20 protein-coding genes and 1 pseudogene are annotated in these 25907 nt (G+C 64.0%); 16 read left to right on the top strand and 5 right to left on the bottom strand.

The features are described 5' to 3' along the window. Positions 1–69 precede the first annotated feature (69 nt). Positions 70–4185 (bottom strand): peptidoglycan-binding protein, encoded by a 4116-nt coding sequence (locus FJ948_RS16550; RefSeq protein WP_140706160.1) that lies wholly within the window; start codon positions 4183–4185, stop codon positions 70–72. 456 nt (positions 4186–4641) lie between these two features. Between FJ948_RS16550 and FJ948_RS16545 the strand changes: the two genes are divergently transcribed. From FJ948_RS16545 to FJ948_RS16510, 8 genes and pseudogenes are all read left to right on the top strand, one after another. Then, positions 4642–5103 carry a MerR family DNA-binding transcriptional regulator gene (locus FJ948_RS16545; RefSeq protein WP_140706589.1) on the top strand — a complete coding sequence of 154 codons (462 nt, stop codon included), beginning with the start codon at positions 4642–4644 and terminating at the stop codon, positions 5101–5103. A 264-nt stretch (positions 5104–5367) separates the two neighbouring features. Beyond that, positions 5368–7158: an acyl-CoA dehydrogenase gene (locus tag FJ948_RS16540; protein WP_140706158.1), complete on the top strand. Its 1791-nt coding sequence runs from the start codon at positions 5368–5370 to the stop codon at positions 7156–7158. A gap of 46 nt (positions 7159–7204) precedes the next feature. Next, positions 7205–8377 carry an acyl-CoA dehydrogenase family protein gene (locus FJ948_RS16535; RefSeq protein WP_140706156.1) on the top strand — a complete coding sequence of 391 codons (1173 nt, stop codon included), beginning with the start codon at positions 7205–7207 and terminating at the stop codon, positions 8375–8377. Between the two features lie 34 nt (positions 8378–8411). Further along, the gene (locus FJ948_RS16530; protein ID WP_140706154.1) at positions 8412–9620 is read left to right on the top strand and encodes an acetyl-CoA C-acetyltransferase; all 1209 of its coding nucleotides are present in this window, start codon (positions 8412–8414) and stop codon (positions 9618–9620) included. A gap of 14 nt (positions 9621–9634) precedes the next feature. Next, positions 9635–11854 carry a 3-hydroxyacyl-CoA dehydrogenase NAD-binding domain-containing protein gene (locus FJ948_RS16525; protein WP_140706152.1) on the top strand — a complete coding sequence of 740 codons (2220 nt, stop codon included), beginning with the start codon at positions 9635–9637 and terminating at the stop codon, positions 11852–11854. Positions 11855–11885: 31 nt separating this feature from the next. Then, positions 11886–12265: pseudogene (locus FJ948_RS16520) on the top strand (thioesterase); the annotation flags it as partial. A gap of 124 nt (positions 12266–12389) precedes the next feature. Next, positions 12390–13034, top strand: a complete 645-nt coding sequence (locus FJ948_RS16515; RefSeq protein WP_140706150.1) for a helix-turn-helix transcriptional regulator — start codon at positions 12390–12392, stop codon at positions 13032–13034. Between the two features lie 9 nt (positions 13035–13043). Beyond that, a complete protein-coding gene (locus tag FJ948_RS16510) occupies positions 13044–13913 on the top strand; it encodes a thermonuclease family protein (RefSeq protein WP_348642981.1) in 870 nt (289 codons plus the stop codon). On the opposite strand, the gene FJ948_RS16505 is transcribed toward FJ948_RS16510, so the two are convergent. Beyond that, a complete protein-coding gene (locus tag FJ948_RS16505; protein WP_140706146.1) occupies positions 13879–15525 on the bottom strand; it encodes a lysine--tRNA ligase in 1647 nt (548 codons plus the stop codon). The two genes, FJ948_RS16510 and FJ948_RS16505, sit on opposite strands and share 35 nt — an antisense overlap. A 158-nt stretch (positions 15526–15683) precedes the next feature. Between FJ948_RS16505 and FJ948_RS16500 the strand changes: the two genes are divergently transcribed. Continuing rightward, complete coding sequence (locus tag FJ948_RS16500) at positions 15684–16097, top strand: tellurite resistance TerB family protein (RefSeq protein ID WP_140706144.1); 414 nt, start codon at positions 15684–15686, stop codon at positions 16095–16097. Between the two features lie 20 nt (positions 16098–16117). Here the strand turns inward: FJ948_RS16500 and FJ948_RS16495 are convergent, their stop codons facing one another. Further along, positions 16118–16969 carry a transporter substrate-binding domain-containing protein gene (locus tag FJ948_RS16495; protein WP_140706142.1) on the bottom strand — a complete coding sequence of 284 codons (852 nt, stop codon included), beginning with the start codon at positions 16967–16969 and terminating at the stop codon, positions 16118–16120. Positions 16970–17227: 258 nt separating this feature from the next. On the opposite strand from FJ948_RS16495, the gene FJ948_RS16490 reads away from it, so the two are divergent. The 3 genes from FJ948_RS16490 (at position 17228) to FJ948_RS16480 (ending at position 19451) form a co-directional block, all read left to right on the top strand. Further along, complete coding sequence (locus FJ948_RS16490; RefSeq protein ID WP_140706140.1) at positions 17228–17959, top strand: LuxR family transcriptional regulator; 732 nt, start codon at positions 17228–17230, stop codon at positions 17957–17959. A 98-nt stretch (positions 17960–18057) separates the two neighbouring features. Continuing rightward, complete coding sequence (locus FJ948_RS16485; RefSeq protein WP_140706138.1) at positions 18058–18696, top strand: acyl-homoserine-lactone synthase; 639 nt, start codon at positions 18058–18060, stop codon at positions 18694–18696. Continuing rightward, positions 18693–19451, top strand: coding sequence for an enoyl-CoA hydratase-related protein (locus FJ948_RS16480; RefSeq protein WP_181173695.1), 759 nt, complete (start codon positions 18693–18695; stop codon positions 19449–19451). Before FJ948_RS16485 ends, FJ948_RS16480 begins: the two co-directional genes overlap by 4 nt. Positions 19452–19515: 64 nt before the next feature. On the opposite strand, the gene ppk2 is transcribed toward FJ948_RS16480, so the two are convergent. Further along, positions 19516–20424, bottom strand: a complete 909-nt coding sequence (gene ppk2 / locus FJ948_RS16475) for a polyphosphate kinase 2 (RefSeq protein ID WP_140706136.1) — start codon at positions 20422–20424, stop codon at positions 19516–19518. 111 nt (positions 20425–20535) lie between these two features. Here ppk2 and FJ948_RS16470 point away from each other — a divergent pair, with 111 nt between their 5' ends. The 3 genes from FJ948_RS16470 to FJ948_RS16460 all read left to right on the top strand — a co-directional run bounded on the left by FJ948_RS16470 (position 20536) and on the right by FJ948_RS16460 (position 23753). Further along, positions 20536–21801 (top strand): ATP-binding protein, encoded by a 1266-nt coding sequence (locus FJ948_RS16470; RefSeq protein WP_140706134.1) that lies wholly within the window; start codon positions 20536–20538, stop codon positions 21799–21801. A gap of 116 nt (positions 21802–21917) precedes the next feature. Further along, a complete protein-coding gene (gene phoU / locus FJ948_RS16465; protein WP_140706132.1) occupies positions 21918–22643 on the top strand; it encodes a phosphate signaling complex protein PhoU in 726 nt (241 codons plus the stop codon). A 102-nt stretch (positions 22644–22745) separates the two neighbouring features. After that, entirely contained in the window at positions 22746–23753 is a 1008-nt protein-coding gene (locus FJ948_RS16460) for a magnesium and cobalt transport protein CorA (protein WP_140706130.1), read from the top strand. Positions 23754–23817: 64 nt separating this feature from the next. Here the strand turns inward: FJ948_RS16460 and FJ948_RS16455 are convergent, their stop codons facing one another. Then, on the bottom strand, positions 23818–24336 hold the full coding sequence (locus tag FJ948_RS16455) for a GcrA family cell cycle regulator (RefSeq protein WP_127275610.1): 519 nt from the start codon (positions 24334–24336) through the stop codon (positions 23818–23820). A gap of 356 nt (positions 24337–24692) precedes the next feature. On the opposite strand from FJ948_RS16455, the gene FJ948_RS16450 reads away from it, so the two are divergent. Continuing rightward, positions 24693–25892: an aspartate aminotransferase family protein gene (locus tag FJ948_RS16450; protein ID WP_140706128.1), complete on the top strand. Its 1200-nt coding sequence runs from the start codon at positions 24693–24695 to the stop codon at positions 25890–25892. Positions 25893–25907 lie beyond the last annotated feature (15 nt).

The raw sequence follows: 25907 nt of genomic DNA, 5'->3' as shown, positions 1-25907 counted from the left end.
CAAAAAACAACTCAATCAGTTAACAGGCAAATGTATGGCGAGGGCGTCGTGGAAACGACGCTTCTGCCGTTATTTGCGCGCCAGCAATGCCTTGACCAGTTTTTCGTCGACCGCGCCGGTCGCCGGCAGCTTGCTGTCGGTCTGGAAAGCGATGATCGCGTTCTTGGTCTTCTCGCCCATCACGCCGTCGGCGCCGCCGGCGTCATAGCCGTTCTTGTTGAGGATGAGCTGGATGTTCTTGACCGCCTTCTTCATGTCGATGCCGGCGGTCGTCTGCGGCGTGCCTTCCTGCCAGGATTCGGGAATGTCCACCGAATTGGCTGCCGCGTTGAGCGGCTTGGCCTTCCACAATTCTGTCGCGGCGCGCGCCCGCTCGAGCTGCTCGGGCCGCAGCGCATTGGCGATCTCGTCGCGCTTGGCCGCGGCATCCTTGTCGCCGGTCTTGGCGACGAGCGCGAACCACTTATAGGACTCTTCCAGGTTCTGCTTCATGCCGACGCCCTTGGCGGCGAGGATGCCAAGATTGAACTGGCTGTCCTTGACGCCGAGGTCGGCGGCCTCCTGAAACCAGTGCGCGGCCGATTCATTGTCGGTCACGCCGTCAGCAGCCATGGCGAACAGCACCGCCAAATTGTGCATGGCGCTGGCGTTGCCCTGCGCGGCGGCGAGCTGGTACCAGGTCTTCGACTTCTTGACGTCGCGTGCGACGCCGATGCCCTTCTCATAGAAATTGCCGATGCGGTATTCGGCCGGAGCGAAGCCGAGTTCCGCCGATTTCTCGTACCATTTGGCAGCCGTCGCCATGTCTTCCTTGACGCCGCGCGACTCCGCATAGCGCGAGCCCACTTCGAACAGTGCCTTGGCGTCACCAGCGGCAGCGGCATCGCGCAGGGCGGCCGGGCCGGCATCGGCCGGGATGTCGAACTTGGCCGCCGCGGTCGCCGCCGGCTTGTCGATGGGCGCAACGGTGCCGGTCGTGTCATTGGCCGTGGCCTCGGTCGCCACTGGCGCGGCAGGGGCCGGTTGGGCATCGGCATCCGTCGCCTGCGTGACGCCGGCGATGGTGGCTGGGGTCGGATCCGTTAAGGTAGGAGCAGCGGTCATCGGAGCAATCGGCGCCGGTGCGGCCGGAGCCATCGCATCGGGAGCGGTCGTGCTCGGGCCGGAAGCCATGGCCGACGCGATCGGTGCCGGAGCGGGCTCTCCCGTGGGCGCCGTGCCGGGCATCGCGTCCTTATCCGACGGCATGGCCATGACGGGCTGCGCCGCCATGTCGTCCTTGGCCGCCGGCGCGGATTGTTCGGCCTGCCTGACGCCGCGGGCCGGCGCGCTGTCCGTGGCGGTCGGCTGGATTTCGGTCTTCGGCTGGCTGGCGGTGTCCAGAGATGCCGTCTGCACCGGCTGCGAGGCGACGATCGGCAGCGCGTCGTTGCTTGCCACCTGGGCGGGATCCGAGAGAAACGCCTTGCCGAGCTGCAGGCCGGCAAGCGCCAGCATGATCGCCGCCGCCGCCATCAGAATCGGCTTGCGCCGCGCCTTGAGCAGATCGCCTATCCTGAGCGCCTTGACCGGGCCCTTCATCGTCGACTGGCGCTTCAGGGCGTCGGCCTCGGCCGCGGCCGCCTGCGCCGCGCGCCGCGCGGCGGCGATGAAATCCGATTTCGCCGCGTCGCCGTCACCGGACTTTGCCGGTTGTCCCCGCTCGTCGCGCACGCGCTTCATGATGGCATTGAGGTCGGGCGCGCCGGAGCCGGGCTCCAGCGGGCGGTTGGCGATTTTGGGGTCGAGCGGCTCATCGAGATCGACACTGGGGATATCGGTGCTCGGCGCCGAGCCGGCAAGCGGCGGAACATCCACCGTCTTCTTGCCCTTGAAGGCACGTGCCAGCCCGCCGAACATCGATTTGCGGCCCGCCGGCTGGTCTTTCTCGGCGCTCGTGTCGGAACCGAGTGCGGCCATCGCGGCGGCGGCGGCGGCTTCCGCGGGCGAACGCGCGCCCGGCCGGGCGGAAAAGCCCGTCTCCACGTGCAGTGCCGGTTCGCCTGATGAGGCAGGCTCGGCGCGCAATATGGCCGCAGCACGCGCGTCCAGATCGGCCATGTCGCCGGTCAGCGGCAGCGGCTCGTCCATGGTCATGGAGGGTGCGTTCACGGCCATCTTGGGCCGCCGCACGCCACGCCAGCCGCTCGGTTCGGCCGGAACCGCATCCAGCAGTTCGCTTACCGCTTCGGACGGTTCGCTGGTTTCCAGCGAACCCAGCCTGTCGACGATCTTGAGCAGTGTATCGTGAATGGCCTCGAAGGTACGTGAATTGCGTTCGTCGGAACGCCGCGTCAATGTCTCCAGCGTCTTCAGGTCCTGGGCGAGGCCAGACACCGCGGCCGTATTGGTGCTCGTTCCGGCCAGCGAGCGCACCGCGTTCTCGGCCGCCTCGCGTGCCGCGCCGAGGATGGAATCGCGGGTGCCGGCCAGGGCTTTTTCGATTTCGTTGAGGCGCGGGCTGATGTCCTCGAAGTCCGGCAGCGGCGTGCTGGGTTTGGAAAGATGCGCCGACAGGCCGGCGACCTGCGCCTCCAGGCTGCGGATCAGCGCCGGATCGATGCCGGCGACCTGGGCCGCCGAAGCGTCCAGACGGCTTGAAATGTCCTCGAGCCGGCTTTCCAGCCCGCGGATGGCCGCCTCGCCGGCCGGATCGGGAGCGCGCGTTTCCATGCGCTTGGCCAGTGCGGTGAAGCGGGCATCGATGGCGTCCATGATGCCGGCGCTGTCGATCTGCGGCATGCTGCGCTGGTCCAGCCGGTCGGCAACCTCGTCCAGCCTGCGCTCGAGATCGCGAAACAGCATGTTGCCCTGTTCGATGGCATCGCCCTGGCGGCGCTCCATCATGCCGGACAGCACGTCGAAGCGCTGCTCCAGCCCGTGGAAGATGTAGTCGGCGTCGGGCATGGCCGGCGCCTGATCGATCTTGTCGGCGATCAGCGCGATCTGCTTGGCAAGCCGTTCCATCGCCTGTTCGGGCAGGTTGGCGCGGCCGGCGAGGTCATCGACTCGGCTCGACAGCGTGTTCAGCCGGTCGATCACGACATTGCCGGGACGGTCCTGCGCCACTTCCTCGATCTGCTGGGCGAGCGAGTCGATCCGCTTCTCGATGCGCTCGAAGGCTTCGTGGTCGATTGAGTTTGCCTGTGCGGCGACGGTCGAGGCGACGATGGCGCGGGAAATCTCGTCCAGCCGCTCGTCGATCATGGCCAGCGTATCACCGCCGCGATTGTCCTGCTGGCTGGCGAAATGGTCGACCGCGCCGGCCAGCGTGCGAACCTTTTCCTCAAGCGAACGCAGCGACAGCGATTCCGGCAGATTGTTGACGGCGTTGCTGATCTGCTCCAGCCGGTCGGTCAGGGCGGCAAGCGCGGGATCGTCGGACCGCTTGCGCTGGTCGGCGTCGACGCGGTCCTCGAAAGCCGTCCAGCGGCGATCGAAATCATCCCAGCGGCGATCGACCTTCTGCACGCTCTCCTCGCGCGCCAGCGTGTCGAGCGCGGCCTTGACCTGCTCGAGTTCCAGCCGCAGCAGGTTGACGCTCCTGTCGTCGCTCTTCTCCGACAGCGATTTGATGGCGCCGGAGAGCCGTTCGAATTCCACGCCGAGTTCCGCGCTGCCCTTGCCCGTGGCGCCGGACTTGGCGTTCGACTGGAAGGCGCGGTCGATGTCCTTGCGCAGCGCATCGAATTCGCGCTGCAGTCCCGATGTCACCTGATGGCGCAGTTCCTCGCGCATGCCGCGCAGTTCGCCGGCGATCTTGCCGACCATGGCGACGCTGTCTTCCTGGCCGCGCACGCGGTCGATGTCACGCGCGATCGCCTGATAATTCTGATCGAAGGCAGGGGAGGGCGCCGGGTTCGGCGCACGCGGTGCCGGCTGCGGATCCTCATACCAGCGCTGCTGGGCGTTCGGCTGCGCGGCGGGATAACGCGGTTCGGTTGCGGGATAACGCGGGTCGGCTGCGGGGTAACGCGGTTCGGCGCCATATTGGCGAGGAGCCGGGCGTGCCGTCGTGTCCTCGCGCGTCTGCCCCAGGCGCTGTTCCAGCGTCTCCAGCGAGCGGTTCAGCTGCTCGAGCGTGGTCTGCGGCTTGCGCTGCCTGCCGGCGTTGAGTGTATCGAGGTAGGACCGCTTGCTGTTCATCGGTGCGTCCGTCTTTCAGATTGGCCGGCTTGCGACCGGCTCCCCAAGTCCCTGCCGGAACGAGGCGACCGCGCTTCCATGCCACGGTGGAAGACAAGCTTCCCGGGGTTTCACCCGCGCTCCGAAAAACCGTGAAAATTCGATACAGGATAACCACGGGTAGCCGACACGCGCACATTTCGCCCAACGTGGTAAACAACGCGTTAACCAAGCTTAAGAAGTTGCAAGGAAGTTGGCTGTCCCCGCCTCCAGTGCGGCATAAAGCACCGTTCTCAGAACGCCCTTGCGTCATGAGGCGGCTATCGGTATAGAATTGACGTAAACGTAAAAGGCGCATCGAGTGTGCTGTTTTGCGATTTGTTTGTCGAAACCACGGCCGGAAGCACGCCCCCGCTTCCAGTCAGGCGACGCATGGTCCGGGACCGCGACGCCACCAGACGGGGAAAGCCAGTGACCATGAAGCTTATCTCGGCCGGCGAGACCGCGGCCAATACCAATAATGCATCCGTCGAAATCGGCGAGGATCTCTCACGCATCGGCGAAATGGCCAAAAAGTACGGCGTGACGCTGCGCACGCTGCGTTTCTACGAAGACAAGGGCCTGCTCAATCCGCAGCGCGACGGTTCGACCCGTCTCTACACGCGCCGCGACAAGGCCAGGCTGAAGCTGATCCTGCTCGGCCGCAAGGTCGGGTTCTCGCTGCGCGACGTCAAGCAGATGATGGACCTCTACGATCCGACCGGATCCAACACCAAGCAGCTGCGGCTGGCGCTGGACAAGTCGGAGAAGCAGCTCGCCCGGCTGCAGAAGCAGCGCGCTCTGATCGACGACGCCATCAATGAGCTCAGCGGCTCGATGTCGGCCGTGCGCCAGATGTTGACCGAGCGTTCGGCGCCGCAGGCGAGCGTCGCCAGCTAAGCCATACTCCGACACTGTCGGGCTCTTCACCATCAAAGCCGCGTGGCCATGCCGCGCGGCTTTTCGCTGTCGTGGCCTGCTGTTCGCGCTGGCTAGAGCAAAGCCGCAACGTTAGGCTCACCGCGCTCGTGGCGGCGGAAATCTTGTCGCATCGAAATATTGACGTTTACGCAAACGTCAATATTTGTTATTGCGACTTCGACATTGGCCCGCTTGCCGCGCACGGCTTGATTTCGGGGCCTCATCCGCATGGTGGAGGAAAGCATGCCGATCTACAGGGCCCCGGTCCAGGACACGCTGTTCGTGCTCAACGAGGTGCTGGGCTATCAGCGCTATTCGAACCTTCCTGGATTCGCCGATGCCACGCCTGACGTGCTGGAGGCAATTCTCGCCGAAGGCGCCAAGCTCGCCGAGAACGTCATGCATCCGCTCAACCGTGTCGGCGACATGGAAGGCTGCGTGCGCCACGACGATGGCTCGGTGACCACGCCCAAGGGCTTCAAGGAAGCGTTCGACCAGTATCGCGAAGGCGGCTGGATGGGTCTGGCGGCCCCCGTCGAGTTCGGCGGCCAGGGCCTGCCCTATGCCGTGCACACGGCGGTGGCCGAATACATGGTCTCGGCCAACATGTCGCTGATGATGTATCCCGGCCTGACCCAGGGCGCGATCGCCGCCATCATCACCCACGGCACCGACGAGCAGAAGGCGACATGGCTGCCCAGGATGGTCGAGGGCAGTTGGACCGGCACAATGAATCTGACCGAGCCGCATTGCGGCACCGACCTCGGCCTGCTGCGCACCAAGGCGGTGCCGAACGGCGATGGCACCTACAAGATTTCCGGCCAGAAGATCTTCATCTCGGCCGGTGAGCACGACATGTCCGACAACATCGTCCATCTGGTGCTGGCCCGCATCGAGGGCGCGCCGGAAGGCGTCAAGGGCATCTCGCTGTTCATCGTGCCCAAGCTCAAGCTCGACGCGTCGGGCAATCCGGGGACAAGGAACACCGTCTCCTGCGGTTCGATCGAGGAGAAGATGGGCATCCACGGCAATTCGACCTGCGTCATGAACTATGACGAGGCCGAGGGCACGCTGCTGGGCGAGGCCAATGGCGGCCTCAAGGCGATGTTCACGATGATGAACGAGGCCCGCCTCGGTGTCGGCCTGCAGGGCCTTTCGCTGTCGGAGATCGCCTACCAGAATGCCGTCGCCTACGCCAAGGACCGTTTGCAGGGCCGCTCGCTGTCAGGCCCGAAGGCGCCGGACAAGAAGGCCGATCCGATTATCGTTCATCCCGACATCCGCCGCTCGCTGATGACCATGAAGGCCTTCAACGAGGCCGGCCGTGCGCTGGCGCTGTGGACGGCGATCAAGTCCGACATCGCGCACCGCTCCGCCGACGACAAGGACCGCCAGGCGGCCGACGATTACACCGGCTTGATGACGCCGGTGGTCAAGGGCGTGCTGACCGACAAGGGTTTTGATCACGCCGTCATGGCGCAGCAGGTGTTCGGCGGCCACGGCTATATCGAAGAGCACGGCATGAGTCAGTTCGTGCGCGATGCCCGCATCGCCATGATCTATGAAGGCGCCAACGGCATCCAGGCGCTCGACCTCGTCGGCCGCAAGCTCGGCTTGCATGGCGGCCGCGCCATCCAGGTCTTCTTCAAGGAAGTCGGCGAGTTCTGCGAGGAAAACCGCGCCGACGAGAAGATGGCGCCCTTCACCAAGGGTCTGAAAAAGGGTCTCAACGATCTGCAGGCGGCGACCATGTGGCTGCTTCAGAACGGCATGGCCAAGCCCGACAATGCCGGTGCCGCCTCGACCGACTACATGCACCTCTTCGGCCTCGTGGCGCTGGGTTACATGTGGGCGCAGATGGCCAAGGCGGCGCAGGGCAAGACCGGCGCCAACGGCTCCCAGTCCTTTTACGACAACAAGGTCGTGACGGCGCGCTTCTTCATGGAACGGATCATGCCGGAAACCTCGGCGCACCTGGCCCGTATTTCGAGCGGCGCCGATACGCTGATGGCCCTGCCGGCGGAAGCGTTCTAAGCTCGGTCCCGCTAGCCTTTCTGCCTGTCGATACGCGGAGGAAATCGTGGCGACAAATCCAGCTGAAGTGCTCTCCTTGCCGAAGCCCGCCTGGGCGGCCGACGAGGTCGGCATGCTCTACGACATGGCGACCCGCTTCATGGCGGAGGAAATCGCGCCGCGCTATGACGAGTTCGAGAAGAACGAGATGGTCGACCGCGAGAGCTGGCTGAAGGCGGGTGCGGCCGGCCTGCTCTGCGCTTCCATGCCGGAGGAGTATGGCGGCTCGGGCGGCACCTTCGCGCATGAGAGCGCCATCATCGAGGCGATCGGCCATGTCGGCGTCGACGGCTTCGGCATCGGCTTGCACAATTCGATCGTCGCCCCCTACATCCTCCATTACGGCTCGGAGGAGCAGAAGAAGAAATGGCTGCCCAGGCTCGCCACCGGCGAGCTGATCGGCGCGATCGCCATGACCGAGCCTGGCGCCGGCTCCGATCTGCAAGGCGTCAAGACCCGTGCCGAAAAGGATGGCAACCAGTACAAGATCAACGGCTCCAAGACCTTCATCACCAACGGCCAGCTGGCGAACTTCATCATCGTCGTCACCAAGACCGATCCGGAAAAGGGCGCCAAGGGCACCTCGCTGATGATCGTCGAGACCGATGAGGTCGAAGGTTTTGAGCGCGGCCGCAACCTCGACAAGATCGGGCTGAAGGCCAACGACACGTCGGAACTGTTCTTCAACGACGTGCGCGTGCCGACCGCCAATCTGCTCGGCCATGAAGAAGGACAGGGTTTCGTCCAGCTCATGCAGCAATTGCCGCAGGAGCGGCTGCAGATCGGCACAGGCGCCATCGCCATGGTCGAGCGGGCGCTGGCGCTGACCATCGATTACGTCAAGGAGCGCAAGGCCTTCGGCAAGGCGATCATCGACTTCCAGAACACCCAGTTCAAGCTGGCCGAGTTGAAGACCGAGGCCACCATCGGCCGCGTCTTCTACAATGACTGCGTCACCCGCCACATCAATGGCGGCCTCGATCCCGTCACGGCCTCGATGGCCAAATACTGGCTGTCCGACCTGCAGGGCAAAGTCGTCGACGAATGCCTTCAATTGCATGGCGGCTATGGCTACATGAATGAATATCCGATCGCCCGCATGTTCCGCGACGCTCGCGTCCAGCGCATCTACGGCGGCACCAACGAGATCATGAAATTGCTGATCGGACGCTCGCTCTGAGCAGCTCTCTTCAGCGAACCCAAGGAGCATGAAAATGACTGATGCTTATGTCTATGACGCCGTGCGCACGCCGCGCGGCAAGGGCAAGAAGGACGGATCGTTGCACGAAGTGCCGGCAGTGCGGCTCGCCGCCAGGACGCTGGAAGCGCTGCGCGACCGCAATGGGCTCGACACCGGCGCGGTCGACGACATCATCTTCGGCTGCGTCGACCCGGTCGGCGAGGCGGGCTCGGTCATTCCGCGCGCCGCCGCCTTCGAGGCCGGCTACGACACAAAGGCGCCGGGCATGCAGATCTCGCGCTTTTGCGCTTCCGGGTTGGACGCCATCAATTTCGGCGCCGCCAAGATCGCGCAGGGCGCCGATGAAATCGTCATTGCCGGCGGCGTGGAATCGATGTCGCGCGTCGGCATGGGCGCCTCGGGCGGTGCCTGGTTCATGGACCCTTCGGTGGGCCTGCCCGGCTGGTTCGTGCCGCAAGGCATTTCGGCCGACCTGATCGCCACCAAATACGGCTTCTCGCGCGACGATGTCGACGCCTACGCGGTCGAGAGCCAGAAGCGCGCCGCGAAATCCTGGGCCGACGGCCGCTTCAAGAATTCGGTCATTCCGATCAAGGATCAGAACGGCCTGACCATTCTCGACCATGACGAGCACATGCGGCCGTCGACCGACATGCAGTCGCTGGCCTCGCTCAACCCGTCCTTCGTCATGCCGGGCGAAATGGGCGGCTTCGACGCGGTCGCGGTGCAGAAGCATCCGGAAGTCGAGGAGGTGAACCACGTCCACCACGCCGGCAATTCGTCCGGCATCGTCGATGGCGCGGCTGCCGTGCTGCTCGGCTCCAAGAAGGCCGGCAAGGCGATGGGCCTGAAGCCGCGCGCCCGCATCCGCACCTTCGCCAACATCGGCTCCGAACCGGTGCTGATGCTGACCGGTCCGGTCGACGTCACCGAGAAGCTGTTGAAGCGCGCCAAGATGAAGCTGTCGGATATCGACCTGTTCGAGCTCAACGAGGCCTTCGCCTCGGTGGTGCTGCGCTACATGCAGGCCTTCGAGATCCCGCACGACAAGATCAACGTCAATGGCGGCGCCATCGCCATGGGCCATCCGCTCGGGGCCACCGGCGCGATGATCTTCGGCACCGTGCTGGATGAACTCGAGCGCCGCGATCTCAACACCGCGCTGGTGACGCTGTGCATCGGCGCCGGCATGGGCACAGCAACGATCATCGAACGCGTCTGACGGGGAGAAGAATCATGAGCTACACCAACTTCACCCTCGACACCGACGCCGACGGCATCGCGCTGGTCACCTGGAACATGCCCGACCGCTCGATGAATGTGTTCACCGAAGAGGTGATGAACGAACTCGACAAGATCATCGACCAGGTCGTGGCCGACGCCGGCATCAAGGGCGCGGTCATCACCTCGGGCAAGGACAGCTTCTCCGGTGGTGCCGACCTCACCATGCTGCAGAAGATGCTGACGGTGTTTGCCACGGAAAAGGCCAGGGATCCGGAGAAGGCGGCAAAGCTGCTGTTCGACAATGCCGGCCGCATGGGCGGCCTGTGGCGCAAGCTCGAAACATCCGGCAAGCCGTGGGTTTCGGCGATCAACGGCACCTGCATGGGCGGCGCCTTCGAATTGTCGCTCGCCTGCCATGGGCGCGTCGCGGCCGATTCAGACAAGGTCAAGATGGCCTTGCCGGAAGTCAAGGTCGGCATCTTCCCCGGCGCTGGCGGCACGCAGCGCGTGCCACGGCTGACCGACCAGCAGCAGGCGCTGCAGATGCTGACCTCGGGCCAGAACCTGTCGCCACAGAAGGCGAAGGCCATGGGCCTCATCCACGAGATCGCTGAACCAGCCAAGCTGGTCGAGACGGCAAAGGCCATGATCAAGAACGGTCTGAAAGCCGTTCAGCCATGGGACGAAAAGGGTTTCAAGCTGCCCGGCGGCCCGGTCTATTCGGCGGCCGGCGCCAATCTGTGGCCGCCGGCCATCGCCATCCTGCGCCGCGAGACCCATGGCAATTATCCGGCCGCCGCCGCGATCCTGAAATGCGTCTATGAGGGCCTGCTGGTGCCCTTCGACACCGCGCTCAGGATCGAGCAGCGCTATTTCACCGAGATCATGCAGTCGAAGGAAGCGGCGGCGATGATCCGCTCGCTGTTCGTGTCGCTGCAGGAGCTGAACAAGGGCGCGCGCCGCCCGGCCGGCGTGCCGGACACCAAGTTCAAGAAGATCGGCATCCTCGGCGCCGGCTTCATGGGCGCCGGCATCGCCTATGTCACCGCCAAGGCCGGCATTCCGGTGGTGCTGCTCGACCGCGACCTGGAGTCGGCGCAGAAGGGCAAGGCGCATTCCGACAGCCTGGTCTCCGATCAGGTCAAGAAGGGCCGAGCCAAGCCCGAGGAGAAAGACAAGCTGCTCTCGCTGATCACGCCGACCGCGGACTATGCCGACCTCGCCGGCTGCGATCTCGTCGTCGAGGCCGTGTTCGAGGATTCAGGCGTCAAGAAGGCCGCCACCGAACAGGCTGAAGCGGTGCTGAAGTCGTCGGCGATCTTTGCCTCCAACACCTCGACCATCCCGATCACGGGCCTTGCCAAGAATTCGGCGCGGCCGAAGAATTTCATCGGCATCCACTTCTTCTCGCCGGTCGACAAGATGATGCTGGTCGAGATCATCCTGGGCAAGAAGACCGGCGACAAGGCGCTGGCCACCGCGATCGATTTCGTCCGCGCCATCAAGAAGACGCCGATCGTCGTCAACGACACGCGCGGTTTCTACGTCAACCGCTGCGTGCTGCGCTACATGTCGGAAGCCTACAAGATGCTGATCGAGGGCGTGCCCGCGCCGATGATCGAGAATGCCGCCAAGGCCGCCGGCATGCCGGTCGGCCCGCTGGCGCTGACCGACGAGACGGCCATCGACCTTGCCCAGAAGATCATGAAGCAGACCATCGGGGATCTCGGCGACAAGGCCGTCGACCCCAGGCAGATGGCGCTGATCAACACAATGGTCGACGACCATGGCCGCTTCGGCCGCAAGAACGGCAAGGGCTTTTACGATTACCCGGCCAAGCCGGCCAAGAAGAAGCTGTGGCCGGGGTTGAAGGACCTTTATCCGCAGATCGAGCCCGAAAAGGTCGACTATGAGGAACTGCAGCAACGCCTGCTGGTCACCATCGCGCTGGAGGCGGCGCGGGTGATGGAAGAGGGCATCGTCACCGATCCGCGCGAGGCCGATGTCGGCTCGATCCTGGCCTTCGGCTTCGCGCCCTACACGGGGGGCGCGCTCTCCTACATCGACGGCATCGGTGCCAGGCGCTTCGTCAAGATCGCCAAGGGCCTGCAGAAGAAGTATGGCGCCGAGTTCAAGGCGCCCAAGCTGCTCCTCGACATGGCCGAGAAAGGCGAGACCTTCTACGAACGCTTCGATCCCTATGCCAAGCGCGATGTGAAGCAGGCAGCCTGACATAGCGTAATGTATGTCTGGGCGCTGTAGGCGCATCGACCTGTTCGTCCGCGCCGGCCTAATCACGCTGGCGAGGAAGAATGGCTGGGCGCCGATGATGGGCGGGCTGCAGGCCGTCTACGCCCGCGAGATCCGGCTGTGGCGCCGCTTCGAAGTGGTGTCGTCGATAGAGACCTGGGCGGGTACCCAGGTCATCGGCAAGCACCGCTTCGTCCTCGACAATGGCGAGGCGGCCGCCCTGATCCTGACGACCGCCGGCGTCTACGGCCGCAAGGCGCGCCCGCTTCCTCGACATTGACGAGGTGGTCGCAGCCCTAGGTCGCGCGGTGACCGCGACCGCCGACAGAGGCGGAACGGATTTTCATGACCTCGCACCAGGGTTTGCGCGGTCTGGCAAAGGCGGGCGATTGATCCCGACAATCGGCCTTCCGCGGTGGACAAGAATGTGCGCCGCGGTAGCGCGGCCAGTGGACAAGCCGGCGTTCGAAGACTAGAAGGAAGAGGCATTTTTTCCTGTTTCGGAGGAGAGCACGTCATGCTCTCGCACGACCGCGTCTGGGCTGCCATCGATGCTCTTGCCGAGCGCTATTCGCTTTCGGCTTCGGGTTTGGCAAGGCGCGCGGGGCTCGATTCGACCGCCTTCAACAAATCGAAACGCCTGTCTTCCGACGGGCGGCCGCGCTGGCCTTCGACCGAATCGCTGGCCAAGATCATGGAGGCGACGGGTGCCTCGCTGGATGAATTCACCGGGCTGATCGAGGGGCGGGGCGAAGTCGTCGTCGCGACGTCGCACAGGCGCGCCGTGCCGTTGCTGGGCTTTGCCCAGGCAGGCGCGGGCGGCTTCTTCGACGATGCCGGCTTTCCGGCGGGACAGGGCTGGGATCTCGTCGAATTGCCCGCGCAATCGACCGAAAGCTCCTATGCGCTGCAGGTGCAGGGCGATTCCATGCTGCCGCTCTACCGCAACGGCGACGTCCTCATCGTCGAACCGGGCGCCGTCACGCGCAAGGGCGATCGCGTAGTCGTCAAGACCACGTCGGGCGAGGTGATGGCCAAGGTGCTTGAACGCCAGACCGTCAAGTCGATCGCGCTGGTCTCGCTCAATCCGGAGCATCCGGACCGCGACATCCCCATGCGCGAGGTCGAGTGGGTGGCGCGGATCGTCTGGGCAAGCCAATAGGTGCAACGGGTGCGACTTCCTCATCTTGTCCTGGCGGTTCTGATGGTCCCGGCGATGGCGGCGCTGGTCGTTGCCGGCGGACGCACGCTGAAAGGCAGCGAAAGCACTGTCGTGGTGGATCAGATCGACCCCGGCGCCGATACGATCCCGCAGGCTGACACCGGGACGGCGCCCGAGGAACCCGCCACCTCCGCCATACCTGCTTCGCAGCCGCCAAAGCCGGCGGCGCATTCGCGGGCGATCGATCCGGATGTCGTCGCGCCGCCGGAATTGCCCACCGAGGAGCTCGAGCGGGTCGAGCCGCGCGCGCCGTTGAGCAAGCTGGCGCTCGCCGTGCCGCCCAAGCCGAAGATGCCAGACGATTGGAACGGCACGAAGCTGTTCCAGCCGGTTGCATCCGCCGCCGGGCTGATCGAGGCGAAAGGCTATTCGGTCGCGGTTTCCGGCATCGATGTCGTCAGCCAGGACGAGACTTGCACCACCGACGGCAAATCCTGGCCGTGCGGGGTCCGTGCACGCACGGCATTCCGCGCCTTCCTGCGCGGCCGCGCGGTGGTCTGCACGGTGCCGCCCGAAGGCGGCCGCGACCGGATAGCGGCGGAGTGCCGGATCGGCAAGCAGGATGTCGGTCAATGGCTGGTCGAAAACGGCTGGGCGCGTGCCGCCAAGGGCGGGCCCTATGTCGAGGCCGGCGACAAGGCACGAACTGCCAGGAAAGGCATTTTCGGATCGGCGCCGAACCTCGCCGGCATCTCGGCGGCGCCGGCCGCCACCGCCCCGGCGCCTCAGGCGCCGGGCTCGATCCTGGAGGAGGGCTCGATCCTGAAAGAGGAGGGCGGCGCCCTCAAGCCAGCTGACCAGCCAACGCCTTCTGAATGAGAGAGCGGGTCTCGCCGACACCGTAGAGCGCGGCGAAGGACCCGAAGCGTGGGCCGCGTTCCTGGCCGATCAGCACTTGATAGATCATCTGGAAGAAGGCGCCTGAAACGCCCGGGCCGCCTTCCGGGCTCTGCTTGGAATGATCCTGGTAGCGTTCGATCTTGCGCGCCACGTTGAGTGAGGCGTTCTGGATCGCCTCGCCGCTGGCGCCCGCCGGCAATTCGCCGAGTGCCTTTTCGAGAGCCACCAGCGCTTCGCGTTCGACTTCGTCGGCCGGGCGGAAGGTTTTCGTCGGCTTCACGAAATCGTCGAAATAGCGGATCGCATAGCCCGTCAGCCGGTCGAGTTCGGGATGGGTGGCCGGCGTCACGCCTTGCACATGGCGCGAGATGAAGCCCCACAGCACATCCTTGTTCTGCGCATTGGAGGCGCTGACCAGGTTGAGCAGCAGCGAGAACGGCACCGGCATGTCGATGGCGGGCGGATTGCCGTCATGCATATGCCAGACCGGGTTGCCCAGCCGCTCCTTCCAATCCTGGCGGGGGTAGGCCGCGAGGAACGTGTAATATTCGTCGACCGCCCGCGGGATGACGTCGAAATAGAGCTTCTTGGCCTGCCTTGGCCGCTGGTACATGTAGAGCCCGAGGCTCTCCGTCGGCGCATAGGTCAGCCATTCGTCGATGGTCAGACCATTGCCCTTCGACTTCGAGATCTTCTGGCCATTCTCGTCGAGGAACAACTCGTAGACGAAATGCTCCGGCGCCCGCCCGCCCAGAATGTTGCAGATGCGGTCATAGACCACGGCATTGGTCTGGTGGTCCTTGCCGAACATTTCGAAGTCGACGCCGAGTGCCGCCCAGCGCATGCCGAAATCCGGCTTCCATTGCAGCTTCACTTTGCCGCCGGTGACCGGCAGCGTGGTTTCGGTGCCTTCATCGTCGAAGGTGATGGTGCCGGCCTTGGCGTCGACATGCTTCATGGGAACGTAAAGCACGCGCCCGCTCTTCGGCGAAATCGGCAGGAAGGGGCTGTAGGTCGCCTGCCTCTCCGGCCCGAGCGTCGGCAGCATCACCGCCATGATCTGGTCGTAGCGTTCGGCGGCGCGCAACAGCATCGCGTCGAAGCGGCCCGACTTATAATATTGCGTCGCGCTGGCGAATTCGTAGTCGAAGCCGAACGTGTCGAGGAAGCGGCACAGCATCGCATTGTTATGGTCGGCGAAGCTCGCATAATCGCCGCCGAAGGGGTTGGGCACCGATGACAGCGGCTTGTGCAGATACGGCTCGAGCGCTGCGCGATCCGGCACGCTGTCGGGTATCTTGCGCATGCCGTCCATGTCGTCGGAAAAGCACAGCAGCTTGGTCGCGACCTTGTCCTGCGTCAGCACGCGGAACGCATGGCGCACCATCGAGGTGCGCGCCACCTCGCCGAACGTGCCGATATGCGGCAGGCCCGACGGTCCATAGCCGGTCTCGAACAGGATCGTTTCGGGAAAGTCGGCGCCCTTGTAGCGCTCGATGATCTTTTTGGCTTCCTCGAACGGCCACGCCTTGCTCTCGGTCGCCGCCGCCAGCAGTTCGGGATTGAGATCGATGATGTTTGATCCCGCCATGGTCCTGTTTTCCAAAATTATTCGCCGCTCGGGCTGCAAGTGTCGATTTTCAACCGGTCTCTAGGCGCGCATGGCCGGAGCGTCAACGCGTGGGGCGCTTTTTCCTTGCGGCCCTTGGCTCCCCTTCCTACCTTCGAGCCCTGTTGAAGGAGTAAAGAATGCCGTCGCCGACCCCGCATGACGCCCTCATCTACCTGATGGTCATCGCCTCCGCCTCCGACCGCGACATGACCGATATCGAACTGGCCAGGATCGGCGACGTCGTCCGCTCATGGCCGGTGTTCGAGGATTTCAAGCAGGACCGGCTGGTTGCCGTGGCCCAGGCCTGCCAGAAGATGCTGCATGAGAAGGATGGGCTGGAAGGTGTCCTGGCCCAGGTCGCCGAAGCGCTGCCGGAGCGGTTGCACGACACCGCCTATGCGGCCGCCTTCGAGGTCGCCGCCGTCGATCTGGAGATGCGGATGGAAGAGGTGCGGGTGCTGCAGCTGATCCGCCGGCAGCTCGATCTCGACACGCTGACCGTGGCGGCCATCGGCCGTGCGGCCAAGGCGCGGCTGCGCACGCTCACCTGAAGGCGGGCGTTACGCTCGGATCAGAAAAAGCTGACCGGAAAGTAGCGAAGATAGAATTCGGCGAAGGTGCCCTTCATCGAAATCTCCTGCAAGGCGTAGTCGAGGGCCGCGGCCAGGGCCGGATTGTCCCCTCGCGTGGCGATGGCCATGCCGGTGCCCAGATATTCGGGCGCCAAATAGGGGCCGCCGGCAAACCGGCAGCAGCCGGCCGCATCGGAGCCGCCGAGCCAGAAGGCGAAGCGCATGCCATCGCCAAAGGCCGCGTCGATCTTGCCGGCCTTGAGATCGCCGTAGAGCGCTTCCGGTCCGTCGAAGGGGACGACCTGGACCGTGCTGAAATAGTCGCGCAGCATGCGTTCATGCGCCGAGCCCGCTATCACGCCGACGCGCTTGCCGTGCAATTTGTCGAAGATCGGTTCCACCAGCGCCTTGCTCTTGGGCATGATGAAGCGCGCCGGAAACTGCAGGTAGGAGCGCGAGAAGGCGTATGTCTGGCGCGATTGCGGCGTTGCGGCGATGCCGGCGATGACAGCTTCGCCTTCGCCCTTGTCGAGCGCGCCTTCGAGCTCCGCCCAGGGCAGGGCCTGGATCTGGCACTTGTCGACGATGCCGAGTTCCACGCAGATGGCGCGCGCCAGATCGATGTGGAAACCGGACAGCTTTCCCGCGCCGTCGAGGAAATTGAAGGGCGGAAAATCCGTCGTCGTCAGGAACCGCAGCCGCGGCAGTGCCGAAAGGTCCGGCTTGGGCAGCCGCTCCTTCGCGTCCCATAGCACCGGCACCTGCGGTTCCGCCGCGCGCGCGCCCGCAACCCATGACAGTGCCACGACGAGCACAGCTGTCAGGACCTGAGACCTCCATTGGAACGCCACGATAGAACTCCGCCGCACCGTGCTCGTGCCGGTTCTGGTACGAAAATGATACAGGCACAATGCTTTTTGATTTCAACGCGTCGATTTCAGGATATGGTTTGGTGGGTTGCAAACAGCGGTGGCTGCCCTGGTGGGGGTACCAGGGTCGAGAACCACAACCGGAAGCGGGCGCTTTGCAATCCGTGGTCGGTGGCAAAGTGCCGGCAAGGCGCGGACCATGGACTTTAATGCATGAGGCAACATGGGGTTGATGTTGCGATGAGTCAGTTCGATCGAACGCTGGAATACATCGACCAGCTGCAGCATGCCGCGACGGCGGCCGCGGTCTGCGAGAAACTGTTGGGCGTAACATCGGAATTCGGCCTGACCGCGCTGATGGCCGGAACCGTCCCGAAGCCGGGCACGCCGACGGGGCAGCAAAAGCAGCATGTGCTGCTTTGCGACTGGCCGGTCGAATGGCTCGAGCGCTATGTGACGCGCAACTATGTCGATCACGATCCCGTCGTCAGTCACATGAAACAGCTGCAGGCGCCGTTCCAGTGGCGGGAAGCCGCCCAGGGCATTCGCATCGACAAGAGCAGTGGCGAGGTGATGGGCGACGCCGGCGCCTTCAAACTGCGTGACGGGCTCGCCTTCCCGCTGATCACGCTCGACGGCGAGATCGTCATGGTGTCCCTGGGGGGCGAGGCCGTGGAACTGTCGGCCGCCGAGTTCGGCCTGGTCTCGCTGGTCTCGACCTACGCGGTCGGCCGCGCCATGCAGCTCCACACCATGGCCGGCAAGATCATCGACCATATCGAATTGACGCCGCGCGAACGCGAGTGCCTGCAATGGGCCGCCGTCGGCAAATCCGAATGGGAGATTTCGCAAATCCTAGGCATCTCCGAACACACGTCGGAGAAACATCTTCTTAACGCCAAAAGCAAACTCGGTGCCGTCAACCGGGTGCAGGCAGTCGCCGAGGCGATCAGGCGCGGATACATTAGCTAGGTCGGCCGTGCCGGCCTAGAATTTCTTGCCTACGTGATCACGCAATTTTCGCAGCGAAGCACGGCCGTATCTTCCCCTGAAACACAGGAGACTACGGAATGCTTTTTTGTCTTACGACCAAAGAATTGATGGAACGTCCCGACCTCTGGGAGGCCGTCCATCGGCTGCGCTATCAGATATTCGTCGAGGAAATGGGATGGGAGGACCTGCGCCGCCCCGACGGATTCGAGGTCGACCAGTTCGACCATGACGAGGCGGTGCATCAGATCGTCATCAGGGGCAATGAAGTCGCGGGCTACCAGAGGATGTTGCCGACCACACGGCCGCATCTCTTGACCGAGGTGCTGACCGACCTTTCCGAAGGAACGCCGCCGGCGGGTCCCAACATCTGGGAGTTGACCCGCTATGCGGTGGCTCCGGGTTTTCGCGATGGCCGGCGCGGCCTCTCGACCGTCGGCACGGAATTGATAGCCGGTTTCGTCGAGTGGGGTCTGAAGCGCGGCGTCGACAAGGTGATCATCGAGTTCGAGCCGATGTGGGTGCTGCGCGCATTGCAACTGCACTTCCTGGCGACGCCGCTCGGCTATCAGCGCACCTATGGCAACCAGCAGGTCGTGGCGACGCTGCTCACCTTCAACGAGCACACGCTGGACGTGGTGCGATCACGGCGCAATCACCATGCACCCGTCCTGGCCAGGGGATATCCCGACATGTTCGGTCAAAGGAGAGCCTCATGAGACCGGAGACCGCCATGCATCCGCGGCCTGAACTGCGCAACCACGCGCTGATCGTCACCGTCTCATCGAGCGACGGCCGGCCGGTGCTCGACAGGAGGGCCTATGAGAACCTTGCCAGGACGTTCCACGAAGCCGCCGACAATGACGAGGTGCGCATCGTCGTGCTGCGTGGCCTGGCGGGCTGCTTCTGTCTCGGCGGCGACTTTTCCGAATTCCTGGACGCCACCAAGCATCAGAAGCTGATCGCCGCCGTCACCGACATGTTCCGCACGCTGGCGACGTTTCCCAAGCCGATCCTGGCCTGCGTGGACGGCGATGCCGTCGGGGTCGGGTGCACCATCCTGTTCCATTGCGACATGGTGATCGCCTCGGGCAAAAGCACGTTCAGGGTGCCGTTCGTCGATTTCGGCCTGGTGCCGGACGCGGCGACCAGCATCCTGGCGCCGCAGAAGCTCGGCTATGCCGGTGCCTTCCGCTTCTTCTGCCTCGGCGACACGCTTCACGCCGAGGATGCCAGGGCGCTCGGCCTCGTCGCCGAGATCGTGCACGACGGCGTCGAGGAGGCGACGCTCGGCCGAGCCAGGCAACTCGCCAAGAAGCCGGTTGCGGCATTGCTGCAGACGCGCGGCCTGCTCAAGGGCAACACCGCCGCGCTATGCGACCGCATCGACCAGGAGATATCGCTGTTCCAGCAGGCGCTGCAGGACGACACCACGCTGCGGCGGCTGCAGCGGATTGCACGCCTGGCTGCCTGAGCCGACGAAGAGGAAGTCCATCAACAGCGCCGCGCTGCCTTCTGGCCGCGCGGCGCCAACAACCTCAGTCCTGCTTGCCCAGGAATGACGGACCTTCGCCGATGATCTTCTTGTCTTCCTTGCCGACGATATCGAGATCGCGCCCCTCATAGGGCAGCGACAGGAGGATGCGCCGCATCACCGCCAGCCGCGCGCGGCGCTTGTCGTTGGCGCGCACGACGATCCATGGCGCGAACTCCTTGTGGGTGCGCTCGAACATGGTGTCGCGCGCCTTGGTGTAATCGTCCCACTTGGTGATGCCGGCAATGTCGATCGGCGAGAACTTCCAGCTCTTCAGGGGGCTGTAGCGGCGATCGTGAAAGCGCTCGAGCTGCGTCTCCTGGCCGATGTTCAGCCAGAACTTGAAGAAATGGATGCCGTCGTTGACGACCATTCGTTCGAAATGCGGCGTCTCGTCGAGAAACTTCTCGTGCTGTTCGGGGGTGCAGAATCCCATCACGGGCTCGACGCCGGCGCGGTTGTACCAGGAGCGGTCGAAGGTGACGAATTCGCCCGCTGTCGGGAAATGGTCGACATAGCGCTGGTAGTACCATTGTCCCAGCTCCGTCGGCGTGGGCTTCGTCAGCGCGACGTTACGCGCGGTGCGCGGGTTGAGATACTGGCGCAGCACGAAGATCGTGCCGCCCTTGCCGGCGGCGTCACGGCCCTCGAACAGCGCCATCACCCGCTTGCCGGTCGCCTGCAGCCATGCCTGTGCCTTGACCAGCTCGATCTGCAGTTTCTCAAGCGTCTCGTCATACTCCTCGCCCTTCATCTTCTTGTCGTAGGGGTAGCCGCCCGCGGTCAGCTTGTTCTCCTCGACCCAGTCCGGAAGCTCTGGATTCTCGATATCGAACTCCCGTTCCTTGCCGCCGATCCTGATTTTCAGCGGACCTGAAGTCGGCGTGACGGAGTTTTCCTTGGCTTTTTTCATGCAGACGAACCCTTTCCAGCATCCGGACTCATGCTATTGGGAGCCTCCGGAGCGGTCCAGCGGAAGTTTCCGCCGCCGTATGACCGGTGGAAGTTAGGCGTGGGCGCGCGAATGACTGACCTGGGCGCGGAGCAGAAAGGTACGGGGCAAGCCATGGCCGCCCGGCTGTGGAGCAGCCGCTGGCTGCTTGCAGCCGGTGTCTTGGCGGTTCTGATCGCCTATGGCTTCGCGGCTATTTCCGCCTATGTGCTCATACCGGCGCTGCTCCTGCTGCTGGCGGCGGCAATATTACCGGTGGCCGGCGCACGCCATTCCGGCGAGAGCGCCAGCGCAATCGAGGCGATGGGCCTGCAGCGTCTGTCGGGCGAATATCTGGCGGCCGCCGTCGCCGACCCGCTCATCATCTTCGACCAGGCCGCCACCATCGTCCACGCCAACGCCGCCGCCTTTGCCGCCTTTGGCGGCATCGCGCCCGGCATATCGCTGCCGCTGAAATTCCGGGCGCCGGAAATGCAGACGCTGCTGGACAGCGTGCTGTCGGGCAGCGTCGCCTCGGATGTCGTCGACTACACCGAGAAACTGCCCGTCGAACGGGCCTACCGGGTCAGCGCGTCCTCGGTCGGGCATGGCACCGACCTCTATGTGCTGGTCTTCAAGGACCAGAGCGAGACGCGGCGCATAGACCGCATGCGCGCCGACTTCATCGCCAATGCCAGCCACGAATTGCGCACCCCGCTGGCTTCGATCGCGGGCTTCATCGAAACGCTGCGCGGACCGGCCCGCAACGATCCGGCGGCGCGCGAGCAGTTCCTCCAGATCATGCAGAACCAGACCGGCCGCATGGCGCGCCTGATCGACGACCTGCTGTCGCTGTCGCGGCTGGAGATGAAGCCCTATCTGAAGCCCGGAACCGAAGTCGACCTGCGCCAGACCGTCGACAGCGTCATCGACTCGCTCGGACCGCTCGCCCGGGAAAACAATGTCGCCATCGAGCGCGATTTCGCCAACGGGCCGCTCGATGTGCCGGGCGATCGCGACGAGCTGTTCCAGGTCTTCGAGAACCTCCTGGAGAATGCCTGCAAATATGGCCAGTCGGGCGGTCGCGTCGTGGTGTCGATCGCGCGCGGCGATGACGTCTCCGAGCCAGGCATCGACGTCACGATCAGGGATTTTGGCCCCGGCATCCCCGAGGAACATATCCCGCGCATCACCGAGCGCTTTTATCGTATCGATGTCGAGACCAGCCGGACCCAGAAAGGCACGGGGCTTGGCCTGTCGATCGTCAAGCACATCCTGACGCGCCACAACGCCAGGCTGACGATCAGGTCCGAGGTCGGCAAGGGCGCCGCCTTCTCGGTCCATTTGCCGGCGCACTGATAGTGCCCTAGTTATCCACGGCACCGTTTCTTTTTTCTGTCATCCGGCTAGCGTATCAGCGGGGATTCGAGGAAACGACTCAAAATCAGACACCCCCGTGGGAAGGCATTTCGTCCATGCAGTCCGTGCACATCATGAGCGCCTTTGACGAGGAACTGAAATATCTCTCCAAGCGCATCGCAGCGATGGGAGGGCATGCCGAGCGCATGGTCGAGCAGGCGGTCGCCGCCTTGGTCAATGCCGATCCAGGGCTGGCCCAGAAGGTCATTCGCGATGACGTCGTTCTGGACGAAGGGCAGCGCGAGATCGACGACAAGGCGATCATCATCATCGCCAAGCGCCAGCCGATGGCGACGGACCTGCGCGAGATCGTCGGCGCCATCCGCATTTCGGCCGACCTCGAGCGGGTCGGCGACCTCGGCAAGAACGTCGCCAAGCGGGTCGTCGCCGTCATCGACGGCCGTCAGCCGACCAGTCTTTTCCGTGGCCTGGAGGCCCTGGCCAACCTGGCGCTGACCCAGCTGAAGGAAGTTCTCGACGTCTATGCGTCGCGTTCGGTCGACAAGATCGGCTTCGTGCGCGACCGAGACGACCAGATCGATGCCATGTACACGTCGCTGTTTCGCGAATTGCTGACCTACATGATGGAAGATCCGCGCAACATCACCCCCTGCACGCATCTGCTTTTCTGCGCCAAGAACATCGAGCGTATCGGGGATCACGCCACCAACATCGCCGAGACCATCTATTACATCGTCACCGGCGACCAGATGCCGGCCGAGCGGCCGAAGAGCGACAAGACCGACAAGATCGGTCTTCCGGCGGCGCTGCCGGTGAAGTGAACGCGGGTCCTCTCGAACGCTTGATCATAATGCGCTAAACTATCCTGAGAGAAGCCCTGTTGGTTCCCCTCTGGGGGAAGGCAGCGCTTCCGGGAGGCTGCGATGGAATATGTCCGGGAGTTCAAGCCCGTGCCGCCGGCATCGGGCATCATCGCCTGCGGCGTTTATACCGCCGGGCACCGCATCGCCGATATTCCGATCGAGGAAGCGGGCGAATGGGCCAAGAAATCGGGGCACGTCGTCTGGATCGGGCTGCTTGAACCCGACCGCGACCTTCTGCTGCGCGTCAAGGCGCAGTTTCATCTGCATGAGCTGGCCATCGAGGACGCCGAGCACCCGCACCAGCGGCCAAAGATCGAGCAATATGGAGATGCGCTGTTCATCGTCGCCCGCACCGCGCAGTTGATCGACGGGCGCGTCACCTTCGGCGAGACGCATCTGTTTGTCGGCTCAGGCTATATCGTCAGCGTCAGGCACGGCCCTTCGACGTCCTATGCCGCCGTGCGCCAGCACTGGGAAAGCTGTCCGCACTCGCTGGCCAAGGGCGAGGACTTCGTCCTCTATGCCATTCTCGACTTCATCGTCGACAACTACATGCCCGTGCTCGAGCAGATCGAGGACGAGGTCGAGGCGATCGAGGATAAGGTCCTGCTGAAGCCGATGACCGGCCCCGATATTGAACGCCTCTACATGCTGCGCCGCGACCTCCTGCGCCTGCGCAACGCGGCATTGCCCCTGGTGGAAGTCTGCCGCCGGCTGACCAGCGCCGAGCTGCCGCAGATCCATTCGGCCATGCATCCGCTGTTCCGCGACGTGACGGATCACATCCGCACCGTCCAGGAGAAAATCGACAGTCTGCGCGAGGTGCTGGCCTTCGCCTTCGAGGCCAGTCTCCTTGTCGGCCAGAGCCAGGAAACGGCGATCTCCAAGAAACTCGCCTCGTGGGCGGCCATCCTGGCGGTGCCGACCGCATTCGCCGGCATCTACGGCATGAACTTCACCGACATGCCCGAATTGAAGATGGAATATGGCTACCCGATGGTGCTGACCATGATCGCGCTGATCTGTTCGTTCCTGTACTGGCGTTTTCGCAAGAATGGATGGCTGTGAAGAAGTGGGTAGTCAGTAGTCAGTAGTGGTTGGTAGGGGTGATCCTACTCACTACTCACTCCGCTTATCTGTTCCGCCGCCGTTCCGCCGCGGGCTGGAACGCCACGCGGGCATGGTATTTGCAGTAGGGACCTGTCTCGGCGGCCTCGTTGCCGCAGAAATTGAAGTCTTCCGAAAGCGGATCGCCGTTTGGCCACTTGCAGGTGCGCTCGGTCAGTTCGACGAGCTGCAGATGCCGTGAGATCGGTACCACGACGTTCTCGACCGGGCGGATGTAGTGCCTTGCCACGGGTTCGGCGTCGAACTGCGTTTGAAGGGCCGTCGCGCCGATCGAAGTCGTGACATGACGTGCCGTGGTCGCGGCGCGTGCCACCGACTTCTGGACGGTCGAGCCCTGCGACGCCTTCTTCTGGCGTGCCGGCGTCGCCGTCGCACGACCGCGGCCCGACAGCTTCAGCCGGTGCACCTTGCCGATGACCGCGTTGCGGCTGACCCCGCCAAGCTGTGCGGCAATCTGGCTTGCGCTCAGACCCTCCGACCACAATTTTCTCAAGAGTTCTACCCGCTCGTCAGTCCAGTTCATGACCGCGCTCCTCATCAGCGTGCGGCAATCAGAATCCATTCCCGACCCAGCACCACTGCTGGGGCAGACACCACATATATCTGGTGATTAGGTCCGCCGCACGAAATCTAGTTATTTCTCGACTACAACTACTCTATGCGCTGACTCGGTGACAAGAGTCCCAAGTGCAACACGAATCGGTTTTTTCGGTTTTCCCCAACTTGCCCGGTCGCTCATGAGCCGGCGTTGCGTCGGGGGGCTTGCCGCGCGCCACTACGCGACGTTTTCGTTGACTTCATGACCGAAAAACACGATAAGCCGCAGAAGGCCGCCGCTTTGGCGGCTTTTTTGATTTTCCGGTACCGGAGACGCATATAATGAGCGGTTCGGCGCTTTACGAGACCTTTGCTCGCGCACCCCTGGTCTTCGACCGAGGGGAAGGCACCTGGCTGGTTACCGACAAGGGCGAGCGATATCTCGATTTTGCCGGCGGCATCGCTGTCAATTCGCTGGGTCACAGCCATCCGCATCTGGTCGCGGCCCTCACCGAACAGGCGGCGAAACTCTGGCACGTCTCCAATCTCTATGAGATCCCGGGGCAGAGTCGGCTTGGCGAGCGGCTGGCTGATGCCACCTTCGCCGACAAGGTGTTCTTCACCAATTCCGGCGCCGAGGCACTGGAATGCGCGATCAAGACGGCGCGGCGCTACCACTTCGTCAAGGGACATCCCGAGCGCTTCCGCATCATCACCTTCGAAGGCGCCTTCCATGGCCGCACGCTGGCGACCATCGCCGCAGGCGGCCAGTACAAATATCTCGAAGGCTTCGGACCCAAGGTCGAAGGCTTCGACCAGGTCGGCTTCGACGACATCGACGCCGCTGAAAAGGCGATCACACCCGAGACCGCCGCGATCCTGATCGAGCCGGTGCAGGGCGAGGGCGGCATCCGCCCGGTGCCGACACAGTCGTTGAAGCGCCTGCGGCAGCTCTGCGAGCAGCACGGGCTGCTCCTGATCTACGATGAGGTCCAGTGCGGCATTGGCCGTACCGGCAAGCTGTTCGCGCATGAATGGTCTGGTGTGACGCCCGACATCATGGCAATCGCCAAGGGCATTGGCGGCGGCTTCCCGATGGGCGCCTGCCTTGCCACCGACGAGGCGGCCGTCGGCATGACCGCCGGCGTGCACGGCACCACGTTCGGCGGCAATCCGCTGGCCATGGCCGTGGGCAACGCCGTGCTCGACGTGGTGCTGGAAGACGGTTTCCTCGAGGACGTCCAGCGCAAGGCGCTGCTCATGAAGCAGGGCCTGGCCGCGGTTGCCGACGAATTCCCCGAAGTCATCGAGGACATCAGGGGCAGCGGGCTGATGCTCGGCCTCAAATGCGCGATGCCCAATGGCAAGGTGAACCTGGCGCTGCGCGACCAGCATTTGCTGGCGGTTCCGGCCGGCGACAACGTCATTCGCCTGCTGCCGCCGCTCACCGTCACCGATGCCGAGATTCACGAAGCGCTCAACCGCATCCGCGCCGGCGCCAAGGGCCTGTCGGAGGCCATCGCCTCCGCCGCCGCGAAGTAATCCGGAACCATTCCT

Source organism: Mesorhizobium sp. B2-3-12, from assembly GCF_006442205.1.
Taxonomy (GTDB): Bacteria; Pseudomonadota; Alphaproteobacteria; order Rhizobiales; family Rhizobiaceae; genus Mesorhizobium.
This window is presented reverse-complemented; position numbering and strand designations above follow the sequence as displayed.